This is a genomic window from Candidatus Cloacimonas sp. (genome assembly GCA_035403355.1).
In the GTDB taxonomy this organism is placed as follows: domain Bacteria; phylum Cloacimonadota; class Cloacimonadia; order Cloacimonadales; family Cloacimonadaceae; genus Cloacimonas.
On record DAONFA010000024.1, the window covers coordinates 26,342 to 38,829 of the forward strand.

The following is a 12,488-nucleotide window of genomic DNA, read 5'->3' on the forward strand; positions in this document are numbered from 1 at the left end:
ATCCTTATTCTATGACGCGTAGTTTTGCGCCATCAGTTAACATATTGATACCTTCGGTTATGAGAATATCACCCGGATTAAGCCCACTGGTAACTTCAAAAGCTATAGTGTTATCCAATCCTGTAGTAATTTCTTTCTTCACAGCTTTCCCGTCTTGATTTACCCAAACATACTTACTGCCGTTTTCACTTACAATTTGTTGTCTCTCTACAACTATCGTATTGGGTTTACTTAGAACTTCAATAGAAATTTCAGCTGTTACGCCATAGCTGATTTTCTTATTCATTCCGGGGAAGCTAACCTCCACCCTGAATGCTTTAGTAGCATTATCCATAGCCAAAGGAATTTCCGTTACTCGTCCGGAAATTGTGGTCTCCAGCCAGGTGGCAGTGGCTCTTGCACCTTTCTTAATTTTATTAATTTCTGTATCAGGAACCATAATCAGGGCTTTGTAGCCATTGGTGGAGGCAATCGTAAACAGGTCTTTTCCAGGATAAACTTTATCACTGGGATTCACATAGACAGCAGTTATAATTCCGCTTATCGGAGCTCGCACATTTATCATCTTATCGCTGGTTTCCAGATTTGCTTTGGCTACTTTATACTGCGTTTCTACATTATCCAAATCCTGCTGACTGATAGCTCCCTGGTTAAATAAGCGTTGCATCCTTTCTAAAGTTGTTTTAATGCTGTTAAAAGCTGTTGATGCTTGTTCATACTGAGCCGAAGGAGTATTTTGCGGAAAACAGATGATAATTTGGTCTTTTGTCACTCTATCTCCAACTTTGGCATTGATTCTGGTAATCACTTCCGAAACCATTGCTTGAACAGTTGTTTCTTCCATTCCGCTTAAAGTAGCATTGTAAAGCAGATTTTGGCTGAAGGTGGTTGGTTCCACTGTTGTCTGACGAATCGGAACTCCTTCCTCGCTATAAATTTGTTCCATACTTTTTCCCGCTTCCTGTTTCTTACCGCAGGCAGAAATAAGTATCACTATCAGGGCTGTTAGAATAATTAAATATCTTTTCATAATTTATCTTCTCCGTTATAGGGCAATACCGATTGTTTTTTTAAGGTTTCTATCTGCCGAGATAATCTCGTAGATTGATTGGTAGTATTGTAATTTAATGGTTTGTAAAGTTAATTGGGCATCAAACACTTCCAGCTGAATGCCAACTTGATTATCATAGCGCACTTGAGCCAATTGTAACCCGCGCTCTGCTAAACGGATGTTTTCACTTTGCACATTATGATTTTCCCAAGCGTGATAATACTTTTGGTAATTCTGCTTAATCTGCAGAGTAATCAGTTCTTCCGTATCTCTTTGTTGCAGTTTTGCTTTTTGATAATCGTAACGGGCATAATTCCTTTTGGAAGTATTCGTTAAGCCAGTGAATAAGGGCATCTGAAAGCCCAAACTGATACCGTATTTATGCCCGAAATCATCGTTCTGGATTGCATATTCATCCGTTGCTGTATATAATGAATAATCAGCACTCAGAGCAACATTGGGCAGATAATTTACCTTTTCCACCTTGTATTGTATTTCTTTCAGCTGGGTGCCAATCTTGATTACTTCTACTTCCGTTCTTTGTTGCAATCCCTGGTCGGTTGCTTCTTCCAGGGAGAGTTCCATTTTTTCCGGTAGCACAAATTCCCCCTCGGGAACTATCACACTTTCCTCTTCACCAATCTGTTTCCGAAAAGCGGAAAGAGCTAAATCATAATCGTTTTCTGCTTTTAGAACCTGAGGTTCCAGTTTGGCTACCCCTAATCGGGCTTGCAGCAAATCAAATTCGGAAACTTGACCTTCCTGATTGAAAAGCTCCACTCTTTGTAAATGCTGTCTGGCTATCTGCAAACCCTCTTCCTGAACTTCCCACAGCTTTTTTGCCAATAAGCACTGATAAAAGAGCTCAGTGGTCTGCAAAATAACATCCTGCTCTTTAACTTTGTAATTTAACCGTTGCATTTGACGGTAATAATTGCCTGCTTTTATCCCGCTGCCAAGTTTACCACCGGAATAAACAATCTGTTCCATCTTCAATTGCAAAGCAAAGGAACCTGCTTCAGCCGGTGATTCCGGAATCATTGAATTGACTATCCCGCTTAGCACTCCTGCCAGGTATTCGTCATTATCTGTTGCATTATCATCTAAACCGGACGAAATATTCATCTTGTCAGGTATTGCGGAATCGGGATAATAGGTCTTCGTTAAACCGTAAGCACCCTGTAAATTCAATTGGGGATAAGCAGTTCCGCGAACCTGTTTATAGGATTCATCCGCCTTCTTAATTTCTTCCATTGCCATTAACAGTTCCTTGTTATTCTGTTTGGCTTTGGCGATGCTATTTTCCAAGTCAATGGCATATCCGCTGCTGAGAATTATTATCAGCAGTGATAATACAATGAATGTCTTTTTCATATTTGTTTTTTTTAACCTCGTTTTACAATTCCATAGAGTAGCATCTTGATAATAAACTCGTTATCCCGCTCAATTAAATTTAATAAGCGGGGCACATCCAAAATTTTCAAACCTGGTTCACCCATTATAAACCAGTCCGTTATCACTTCACAAAGCCGGTCTTCAGGAAAACGCTCATCTATCAAATCTTCATTTTTTCCCAGCTGGATAATTTCTGATAGAATCTGTATCATCACTTCCCTGCTTTGGGCTCGGTACTGAATCAATTGTTCCTGATAACTTTGCGGAATATTGATTAAGCACTCAATCAATATGGGCATATTCTCATAAATGAGTTTGATGGGAAAACTTAAAAATTCCGTCAGCTTTTTTTCAAAACCTTCTATGGAATTAAGATGCTTCCGAAGCATAGCAAAATACTCGCGTGTTTTTGCTTCTACAGAAGCCACAAAAAGGTCTTCTTTACTGGGAAAGTAATAATATACCGTCCCCTTGGCTATCTGTGCAGCGGTAGCAATTTCATCCAGTGAGGTCTTAGCAAAGCCGAATCGGGTGAATAGCTGTGTAGCTATATCCAATATCAACTTTCTCTTGTTCTGAGTAACACTCATTCTCCTACCTTCTAATTTATTGTTTAACTGTTAGTTATATAGTATTAACTGAACATCTGACCCATTACGGTCAAACGGTATATAATCGTCAAGACAAAATTTATGAAAATGAGGTATGATAGCAGTTGCCATCCCGTTTTGGCAAAAGAATACCAACTCCTTGTGATTATTGCCGAAATATACTTTGATAATAACTTAATTCAACGCCAAAATGATATTAGACAAGGCATTATGACAGTATAATGAATAAGAGCCGCTTGCGCAGCTCTTATTCTTTGGCTGATCATCAACATTGCCTGCTATCTGACCAGTTCACATCTTTCACAGCGGGCAGGCGCTCCAGATGCTTCACACAGATAATATAATCAATTTTAATCTTCCTGCCAAACAATTTTTCCATCCAGCATCGTTAGTTCGCTTTTTGCTTCTAACCAGAAAGAAGCTGGATAGTTCCGATAGTCCCGAATAACAAGCAAATCTGCTAATTTACCGTTTTCTATGGAACCGCGTTCTTTTTCGCTTTTAGAGGATTTTGCTGCTCCAATCGTGTAGCCCAAAATTGCTTCTATTGCAGTGAGGGATTGTTCAGGTCTAAATTGAGGCAAAGCAGGATTATTGTCAGTTCTTCTTTCCAGTGCACAATAAATACCCTGAAAAGGATTGATGGTTTCCACAGGTGTGTCTGAACCGAAAGCATAAGGAATTCCTGCTGTAATTATGCTTTTTAATGAATATGCCTGTTCCTTAGATTCCTTCCAGTGTTTTTTTATCAGCGGAACATCATTGGCAATATGAATTGGTTGCAGAGAAGCGAAGAGTCCCGATTTTTGCAATAAAGGGATGTCTTCGTTCCGAATTGCCTGAATATGTTCAATACGGTTAAAAAGTTGCTTAAATCTACCGGTTGCTTTTAACCTTAAAGCACAATCAATTACCTGCTTTACGCAGCGGTTACCGATAGCGTGAATAGTTGTGGAATAGCCGTTTTCGGCAGCGCAGAGCATAGTTGCATACAATTCTTCGTCTGAATAGCGTAAGATACCGTTTCCGCCACTTGGATAATTTGCGTACATTGCTGCAGTTTGTGAGCCCAAACTGCCATCACCGAATAGTTTTAATCCTCCCGGTTTGTAAAATTCATCTCCCTCGTAACTCTTTTTTCCTTCTTGCAGCACCTTTTCGTAATCCTCATAGTAAAAATGCCAGCAAAAACGGAATTTCTTTCCCTGTTCCTGGCTTATCAGCATCAGGTCTCTGCTGCTAATGCTTTCCATACTATTAAATCCTGTCAAACCTATAGGATAAATAGTTTCCACGGTATCTGCAATGGCTTGGATAAGCAATTTCTCATCAGGATAAATAATGTAGGGGTCAATTAGTTCGTTGGCTTTTTCCAGAAGAATTCCTGTAAGCTCTCCTGCATTGTTACGCTCTATTAAACCGCCCGCGGGATTAGGTGTATTATTATCTATACCGGCTATTTTCAGGGCTAAGGAATTGCAGAGTTCGCTGTGGTAATCCTTACTCATTAAAGCAACTGGGATATCAGGATATAGAGCATCCAGAAATTGGCAGTTTAACTCCTCTGGATGAGCTAAAGTATTTCTGTTCCATCCATAACCAAGAATCCATTGAGGTTGATGAGAGAGCTTCTTTCTATAAGCAACCAGATAATTGTATATTTCGTCTATTGTATTGCAATGGGATAAGTTTACCAGAATTCTCCCTTTTGCATATTCCACAAAATGCGTATGCGCATCAATAAAAGCGGGCAAGAGCAGTCGCTTTTTCAGGTCTATAATCGTATAAGCGGATTTTGCCTGGAGGATGCAGTCCTGTAATGTTCCCATACCGGCAATTCTGTTCTTTCTCACTAACACGGATTGCTCAGCGAACCTTTTTTGCTTTGTATTCAGCACAAAGCCGTTAGTAAATATATATTCTTTCATTTTCTTAGCTCTAATGTAAACCAGATATTAACAAGTGAACGGGTTAAAGAATCAACAAGGGTATTGAAAAGAGGATAAAGTGAAGATGAAGACATAGTTTAGATATTTTGCCCAATCCAGAGAAAATCCCATATTCTTCACATTTTCTATAGGTTACGAACAGGAAATAAGAGAGAAGTCATATATTCCTTAAAAAAGCTCTTCTTGCTAATATCTGTTCATTCCGGTGCAACTATCATATTCTTAGTGCCTGTTCCAATTCTACTGCTTTATCGGTTTTATTGTCTCTATATTTAATGATAATCGGGCAGGCGATTTGAAAATCAGGGTTACTTTTCAGTCGTCGTGAACCGGGAACTACAACAGCATTGGCAGGAATAGTAAAGCTTTTACCGGCATCATATTCTAAAAATTTTTCCCTAATGCTGTCATAAATAGGTGTAGAAGCAGTTATAACAGTTCCGGAAGCAATCACTGCTTTGCTTTGGACAATGATGCCTTCATAAATTCCGGTATTTCCACCTACAAAAACATCATCTTCAATAATAACAGGACGCATTCCGATAGGTTCTAAAACCCCGCCAATAATAGCTCCTGCAGAAAGGTGAACATTTTTTCCAACTTGAGCACAAGAGCCAACCAGGGAATGGGAATCAATAAGTGTTCCGCTATCAATGTATGCCCCGATATTGATATAGGCAGGAGGCATAATTGTAACTCCGGATGAGATGTAGCAACCATTTCTGGCGGAACTGCCACCAGGGACTATTCTGATTTTATCATCCAGAGAGAATTGTTTTTCCGGTAGTGTATCTTTATCATAAAAGAGTTTATCCACACCCCACTGATAAGTAGTTAATTCTCCCATCCGAAAGCCAATAAGGATACCCATTTTCACCCATTCATTCACTTTCCAGATACCGTTTTCTTTCTCGCAGGAGCGTATTTTCCCGATATTCAAAGCGGCAAGGAACTCATTAAACAATGCCTTGTGTTCTGTTGTCCAAGTTTTGGGCTGGTTATTATAGAGCTCAATTATTTCCTGTTGCATCCATATTCCTTTGCTAAGATTTGTAAACGCGTTAAGGCAAGCTCTAAAGTGCTGAGCGGGCAACCAAAGTTCAAACGCATAAAACCTTTTCCATCTTCGCCAAATTCAGTTCCAGGTTCAAGTGCCAGTCCTGCCTTATTAACTATCAGATTTTGCAGTTCCTCATCAGATAACCCCCAGTTTCTAAAATCCAGCCAAGCTAAAAAAGTTCCTTCAATAGGGCTTAATTGCACGCCTGGTAATTCACGCGGCACAAAATCGGTTATCATCAATCTATTATTATTCAAGTAAGAAAGTAAATCTTCCAGCCAACCCTCGGATTCATTATACGCAGCTATTAAAGCAGTTATTCCGAAGGTATTACCTGTATAGAGATGAAGCTTATTGTTAAGTTCGCTAAACTTATTTCTTATTTCCTCATTTGCTACAAGAACTACAGCTGTGGCTAATCCCGCAATATTAAAACTTTTAGAAGGCGAAACTCCCGTTAAGCAAAATTCCGCAAAATCATTCAAAGAAGCCAAGGGGAGGTGCTTATAATCAGGATATACGATATCAGCGTGAATTTCATCAGCAAAGACAGGGACATTATATTTAGCGCATAAATTACCGATTTTAGTTAATTCTGCCTCCGTCCAAACTCTGCCTACAGGATTATGCGGACTGCAAAAGATGAATAATTTTACCTGTTGTAATTTGTTTTCCAAATCCTGCCAATCAATACTGTAAACGCCATTATTGTTTACCAGAGGGGAAGTTATTAGCTTTCTTTTATGGTCAAGCACGGCATCATAGAAAGGACGGTAAACAGGGGTCTGAATTAAAACACCCTCTCCTGGCTCGGTTAAAGCCATCACCGCTAAAGAGATAGCAGGAACCAAACCGGGAACGGCTATCATCCAATCCTCATTAACATCCCAGCCAAAGCGTCTTTTCTGCCAGGAGATAACAGCATCGCTAAAATCATTCAGGCGAAGATTATAGCCAAAGACAGGATGTTTTAAGCGGCGGGATAAGGCAGCTATAATTTCATCTGAGACCGCAAAATCCATATCGGCAACCCACATAGGAAGCAATTCGCTGTTACCGAATAGCATTTGCAAAGCATCATACTTAAAGCAACCGGTTTTACGGCGGTCTATTATTTTATCAAACCTGCTCTGTTCCATTATCCTCAGCCAAATTTCTTAAATGATTAACTACTTTACCTAAGAGTTGATTTAGCTGGGCATTGGGTGCAAAATCAGCTAAATTAAGTAATATCTCTAGAATTTTGGGAAACGAAGCCGATGTTTTAAATATTTTTTCCTTGTCTCCGTCACGGTATTTCAGAATTATGCTAAAGGAAATCTGTTTGTTTAAATCTATAGAACTTATATTATCATAAGGAATTATCACCTTGGGCTTACCTAAAAAACCGAAACAAATCTTGTCCTCAAAAAAAGTTACCCGATAGAGAGAAGTTAACTGTTTAAAAACCGAATCAAGCGCTACAAAGAGAATTATTAAGGGTAACACTTTAAAGAAGATAGGAGTATCACTGGAAACAAATCTTACAAAGAAAAAGAGGGCATACAAACAAATTACCAAAGCCACAATAAGCATTATAAAGCGCATCCAGGGCGAATAATGATAGGTAGCAGGCAGTTCGTTGCGGATTGATTTTACTTTTATTTCACGCGGCATTGGTATTCCTGCCAAAGTTTTTTTATGCTGGTTAGGATAACTTCTGTAAGGGGGATAATATCAAACAGGTTATGCTTATCCTGGTCGCTGTGAAAATCACTTCCCCCTGTCATATACAATCCATTTTCCGTTGCGATTTCAATGAAATTATCAATTTCCCATTGATAGTGGTCGGGATGCCAAACCTCCAATCCGTCAATCCCCATCTGGATAATATCTTCCAGATAGGAAAGTTTGGTTAGTTTTCCCGGATGAGCAACAACGGCTACACCATTTGCCTGATGAATAATGGAAACAACATCGGCAACTGAAACCTCCGGCTTAGATACATAAGCGGGTTTATTATCCCCGATGTATTTTTCAAATGCTTCATTTTTAGTTTGGCAATACTTGTGATTTACTAAAATCTGAGCTATATGAGGACGCACAATCAATTCTCTACTACCGGCAACAGCAATAACTTCTTCCAGGGTTATGGGCATTCCCATTTCCTCCAGAAGTTTAATCATCTTCTTAGCGCGTTCTTTCCTACCGCTTAAATACATCTCTGTCATATCTTGCAGGACAGGATTATCAAAATCGCAGCCATAAGCTAAAATATGCACATCGTCACCCTTATACTGAGAGCTAACTTCCATACCCGGCAGTATTTTAAGGGGTGCTACATCTTTTGGAATTTGCAAGTAAGCATCTGCCGTATCGTGGTCGGTAATGGAAATTAAATCCAAACCAATTTGCTGAGCACGCTTTATTAGCTCTATCGGATTTACACTTCCATCCGACACCTTAGTATGCAAATGCAGATTAACTCGCTGAATGTCATTTATATCTTTAACTATCATAATTCATTTTCTCTGTTGACTTATTTTGGCTCTGCTAAAAATAGTCAATCTATTTTTTTGTTTGGGAGTTTGAATTATGGAATATGACCCGATTAAAAACCGTTTGGCAAAAGCCATTGGGATGTTTCCCGCTTTACGCAAACTTATTTATTTTGCGTTCAATATTGGTTTTCTCAGGCAAAGATATGTAATTAGAGAGATTCGTAATTTTTTTCCTGATACTGAGAAAATAAATTTATACGATGCAGGAGCGGGTTTCTGTCAATACTCATCCTTTGTGCTTTCCCATTGGTTACAATCCACAGCTTTCGCTACTGACCTGAAAAGCGATTATTTAATATCCTTCGCTGCCTTTGCCGATATTTATTATCCGGGTCGTTTCAGCTATAAAACTGCCGATTTGCAAAAATACACTCCTGCCCAAAAGTATAATTTGACCCTGGCAATTGACATTATGGAACATATTGAAGATGATGTTTCGGCTTTAATCAATATGTATAACTCCCTTCAATCAGGGGGCTATCTTATTCTTTCTACTCCTTCAAACCTTGATGTGGCAGCCAAATTTACTGCAGAACATATCCGTGCCGGTTATAACAAAAAGGAATTGGAAAATAAACTGCTGCAGGTTGGTTTCCAGATTGATAAAAGTTTTTATACTTATGGAACTTACGGCGCTCTATCCTGGAAATTGCTCCTCAAGATACCTTTGCTGCTAATAACCAAAAAACTTTATTTTTTGCTGCCGTTGTATTATCCGATTGTCTATCCCTTTGCTGAAATCCTGATGCAATTAGATATGAAGACGGATAATAAAAGGGGAACAGGAATTCTGATTGTAGCCCGAAAATGATAAATCCTGCAATAACAACGCTCAGAGTGGGGTAGAAGGATGAATTTGGCAAGAAAACCCGAGCAGGTTATATGAACTTCAAAGACCACAGATAAAATAAAAAGGATAGGTTATGGACTGTTTTTTACCTATCCTTCTTTATCTCAATTCTACTTTCTCTATTCTTCTCTTTATCTCATTGGGAAGTATCTATTTTTGGTCTTATTTCTCAGCTGTGCCGAGTCATATACGCCGCCAGTCCTATTAAATTTCTGCAGGCGTATATGACTCCTTGCAAACAGCATAGTCGTTTATGAATAATTGGCAGCTATCCCCCAAAAATTCAGCAGTTTGCTAAAACTGCAGTGATTCGGGCAATAACGGACTAAGCATCAAAGTTTTATCCTGTCCGAAGTCATTCCACAATTCATACAATTTAATATAGTCCATATTAATTGTATCAAACGCTTTAACAGGGGTGTAGGCATTCAATTCGCTAAAATTAACGCTTATGGTAACGCCTTCCTTATCTGTAGTAGCGTCAACAAGTGTCAGTTTTCCTTTTTTTCCAAGTAATTCCTGCATTATATCTTTAGCAGTATTCATTCCTCCCAGTTCATCAACGAGCCCGATTGAATATGCTTGTTCCCCTGTCCAGATTCTTCCTTGAGCATATTGCTTAACCTGTTCTAAATTCATAGAGGAGCGTCCTTCATCCACTTTCTTAACAAAATCATCGTAACAATATTCAATACTGCGAGTTATAATATGTTTTTCTTCGTCTGTCCAGGGACGGGATAATGAACCTAAATCGGCATGTTCGCCTTTTTTAACAGTATCCCAGTTCACTTTTATCTTATGAAACATTTCCGTGGCATTGAACATCAAACCCAAAACTCCGATAGAGCCGGTTAAAGTAGAAGGTTCGGCAACAATTTTATCGGCATTGCAGGAAATGTAATAGCCACCGCTGGCAGCTGTTCCAGCCATAGAAACGACGACCGGTTTTTTATTAACCGTTTTTGCCAGTTCCAATTCTCTTAAAATAATATCGCTGGCTTGAGCGCTGCCACCTCCACTATCCACTCTTAGAATTATTCCCTGGTATAGGTCATCTTTTCTGGCTTTGCGAATAAGGTTAACTGTTGTTTCCTGAGCAATTTTCTGTCCCGGTGTTCCTTTTCCCATAACGATATTTCCATTAGCATAAATAACTGCTACAAGATTTTCTTTGGGTTTTGTCCAAGCGTAATCACAATATTCTGTTGGTTCTTTTTGCTGTTTGGAAAAATGGAAGTCCTTTTTTAATTGTTTGGCAAGCTGGTCTTCATAAATTAGTTCATCAACCAGACCTTTTTCCAGTGCGTCTTCAGCAACGAGATAGGGTCCCTCATTGATAATTTCTTCTACCGAAGCAGTAAGTTTATCGCCTCGTCCGGCATCAATGCGTTGTAAAATTTGTGCATATAATGATTGTAATAGTGAATTATATGCCTCTCTTTCAGCGGGGGTCATTTTTTCTTCGGAGAACATATTTCCCGCATCTTTATATTCGTGACTGCGGAAATTGAGCACTTCAATGCCTAAACTGGAGAGCATATTTTTCATATAGGGACTGCTGATGCTTAAGCCGCGTAAATCCACTGAACCAGAAGGATTTATGTAAATCTTATCAGCAATGGAGGAAGCAAAGATATAACTGCCGTTGCTAATGTTATTGTAGTAAAAGCTAACTTTCTTACCGCTGCTTTTAAAGTCCTTAAAGGCATCAACCAGTTCTTCCTGTAACGCCATAGAAGTAGAGAAAGTAGGATTTTTCAGTAGAATTCCCTCAATTTCAGGGTCATCCTTGGCTTTTTGAATGTCTTCAATGAGGGTTTCAATAGATTTTTTCTGAGTATCGTATATTTTGAGATGACCAATCTTATATTTTGGAGCAGCATAAGTTACAACATTTCCGCTTAAATCCATTTTATACCAGGATGGCTTTGTATAGCCCAGAAAAGGTTTATAATTCAAGTCCGTAAACTGAGCCCAGGCAATTCCGTAATTATCTTTATCCTTAGAGTGCAATAAACCGCCGGCTGCAAAATCTCTCGGGTATAAACTGAAATTAACTAAAGCTGCTTCTTCTTCAAAATTATAGGTAGCCCCAATTTTTACTCCATCCAGAATTTGGGTTTGAAGTCCAATAATCGGCTTTTTGATTTCATAATCCTTATCTTTGTCAAAGCGCGCATAATTAGCATCTACAGAAAGCTCTAAACGATAATCCTCTATTGCTTCAATAAAAGTAAAAGGACGCACTGCTAAGCCCAATCTGTAATAAGGAGATTGATGATTTGGATTATCCCAGGTAAAAGCTAAAGAAGTTGAATTATGAGGACGGTAGGTAACTGCACTGCGAAACGAACCGTCTTCAAATATTCCTTCCGGCCAACGGTAATTTGTTCCTACATACAAATTGGGCAAAATATAGGCAGGAAATAATTCCGTTCCTACCGCTAAAGTATGAAATTTATCACTGGAGTCGCGTTCATAAATATAACTGAGATAATCGGTGTTCACGAATATCCAATAGTGATTTTGCCATTCTTTTTCATCGTTAAGATAAGCTAAACCTATCCCCGAGGAGAAACCGGTTCCAAGCAAAGAGGGATTGCTGATAGGGATAAACATATTATCTACATTGGCAATAGAAAAATCCTGCTTGCTTAATAAAACAGAAATACTGTCACTCTGAGTTTGTGCCATCACTACTGAACATAACATTAGCAGTGAGAACAATAATAGGGCTTTTCCGAAGTGTTTCATTGTATCTCCTTTCTTTGTTTAAGTGTTATTGTGCACTTAACGCTTCAAATTACTTTTAATAAACTCTATAAAAAGTAGCAATAAAATAGTCAAGAATTATTTGGGCAGCTTCAGTAAGCTATTTTGGCCAACACAATAATAGCGATGGAGGTGTAAGCACTTCGTAAAATTGCTTACTTAGCAAGATTATTCTGGACAAAAAGACCTGCTTTCCTTATTAGGGCTTAAAAAAGAATTAACATAAGGAGTTTAATGATGGACAGCTTAGGTTTTAAGTT

General features: G+C 38.8%; 11 protein-coding genes. 2 read left to right on the top strand and 9 right to left on the bottom strand.

Going from position 1 to position 12,488, the window contains the following annotated elements; genetic code table 11:
- Positions 1-4: 4 nt before the first annotated feature.
- The 3 genes from PLE33_06815 to PLE33_06825 are packed head-to-tail and all read right to left on the bottom strand — an operon-like array spanning position 5 to position 3,036.
- A complete protein-coding gene (locus tag PLE33_06815; protein ID HPS60959.1) occupies positions 5-1,030 on the bottom strand; it encodes an efflux RND transporter periplasmic adaptor subunit in 1,026 nt (341 codons plus the stop codon).
- A 15-nt stretch (positions 1,031-1,045) separates the two neighbouring features.
- Positions 1,046-2,425, bottom strand: a complete 1,380-nt coding sequence (locus tag PLE33_06820) for a TolC family protein (protein ID HPS60960.1) — start codon at positions 2,423-2,425, stop codon at positions 1,046-1,048.
- A gap of 11 nt (positions 2,426-2,436) precedes the next feature.
- Positions 2,437-3,036, bottom strand: coding sequence for a TetR/AcrR family transcriptional regulator (locus tag PLE33_06825; GenBank protein ID HPS60961.1), 600 nt, complete (start codon positions 3,034-3,036; stop codon positions 2,437-2,439).
- Between the two features lie 102 nt (positions 3,037-3,138).
- On the opposite strand from PLE33_06825, the gene PLE33_06830 reads away from it, so the two are divergent.
- Entirely contained in the window at positions 3,139-3,279 is a 141-nt protein-coding gene (locus tag PLE33_06830; GenBank protein ID HPS60962.1) for a hypothetical protein, read from the top strand.
- Positions 3,280-3,407: 128 nt separating this feature from the next.
- Here the strand turns inward: PLE33_06830 and PLE33_06835 are convergent, their stop codons facing one another.
- The 5 genes from PLE33_06835 to PLE33_06855 all read right to left on the bottom strand — a co-directional run bounded on the left by PLE33_06835 (position 3,408) and on the right by PLE33_06855 (position 8,564).
- Positions 3,408-4,985, bottom strand: coding sequence for an amidohydrolase family protein (locus PLE33_06835; protein HPS60963.1), 1,578 nt, complete (start codon positions 4,983-4,985; stop codon positions 3,408-3,410).
- Positions 4,986-5,220: 235 nt separating this feature from the next.
- Entirely contained in the window at positions 5,221-6,036 is an 816-nt protein-coding gene (locus tag PLE33_06840; GenBank protein HPS60964.1) for a 2,3,4,5-tetrahydropyridine-2,6-dicarboxylate N-succinyltransferase, read from the bottom strand.
- The gene (locus tag PLE33_06845) at positions 6,021-7,205 is read right to left on the bottom strand and encodes a PatB family C-S lyase (protein HPS60965.1); all 1,185 of its coding nucleotides are present in this window, start codon (positions 7,203-7,205) and stop codon (positions 6,021-6,023) included. Before PLE33_06845 ends, PLE33_06840 begins: the two co-directional genes overlap by 16 nt.
- Complete coding sequence (locus PLE33_06850; GenBank protein HPS60966.1) at positions 7,186-7,722, bottom strand: hypothetical protein; 537 nt, start codon at positions 7,720-7,722, stop codon at positions 7,186-7,188. The genes PLE33_06845 and PLE33_06850 overlap by 20 nt, the downstream gene beginning before the upstream one ends.
- Complete coding sequence (locus PLE33_06855; GenBank protein HPS60967.1) at positions 7,707-8,564, bottom strand: PHP domain-containing protein; 858 nt, start codon at positions 8,562-8,564, stop codon at positions 7,707-7,709. Before PLE33_06855 ends, PLE33_06850 begins: the two co-directional genes overlap by 16 nt.
- Before the next feature lie 76 nt (positions 8,565-8,640).
- Here PLE33_06855 and PLE33_06860 point away from each other — a divergent pair, with 76 nt between their 5' ends.
- Complete coding sequence (locus PLE33_06860) at positions 8,641-9,417, top strand: hypothetical protein (GenBank protein ID HPS60968.1); 777 nt, start codon at positions 8,641-8,643, stop codon at positions 9,415-9,417.
- 333 nt (positions 9,418-9,750) lie between these two features.
- Here PLE33_06860 and sppA read toward each other — a convergent pair whose 3' ends face one another.
- Entirely contained in the window at positions 9,751-12,210 is a 2,460-nt protein-coding gene (sppA, locus tag PLE33_06865; protein HPS60969.1) for a signal peptide peptidase SppA, read from the bottom strand.
- Between the last annotated feature and the right edge of the window lie 278 nt (positions 12,211-12,488).

Bases quoted from the DNA above. Each gene is read 5' to 3' on its own strand.
- PLE33_06855 (HPS60967.1), bottom strand. From the start codon at position 8,564: ATGATAGTTAAAGATATAAATGACATTCAGCGAGTTAATCTGCATTTG.
- PLE33_06840 (HPS60964.1), bottom strand. From the start codon at position 6,036: ATGCAACAGGAAATAATTGAGCTCTATAATAACCAGCCCAAAACTTGG.
- PLE33_06830 (HPS60962.1), top strand. From the start codon at position 3,139: ATGAAAATGAGGTATGATAGCAGTTGCCATCCCGTTTTGGCAAAAGAA.
- PLE33_06835 (HPS60963.1), bottom strand. From the start codon at position 4,985: ATGAAAGAATATATATTTACTAACGGCTTTGTGCTGAATACAAAGCAA.
- PLE33_06850 (HPS60966.1), bottom strand. From the start codon at position 7,722: ATGCCGCGTGAAATAAAAGTAAAATCAATCCGCAACGAACTGCCTGCT.
- PLE33_06815 (HPS60959.1), bottom strand. From the start codon at position 1,030: ATGAAAAGATATTTAATTATTCTAACAGCCCTGATAGTGATACTTATT.
- PLE33_06860 (HPS60968.1), top strand. From the start codon at position 8,641: ATGGAATATGACCCGATTAAAAACCGTTTGGCAAAAGCCATTGGGATG.
- PLE33_06825 (HPS60961.1), bottom strand. From the start codon at position 3,036: ATGAGTGTTACTCAGAACAAGAGAAAGTTGATATTGGATATAGCTACA.
- PLE33_06845 (HPS60965.1), bottom strand. From the start codon at position 7,205: ATGGAACAGAGCAGGTTTGATAAAATAATAGACCGCCGTAAAACCGGT.
- sppA (HPS60969.1), bottom strand. From the start codon at position 12,210: ATGAAACACTTCGGAAAAGCCCTATTATTGTTCTCACTGCTAATGTTA.
- PLE33_06820 (HPS60960.1), bottom strand. From the start codon at position 2,425: ATGAAAAAGACATTCATTGTATTATCACTGCTGATAATAATTCTCAGC.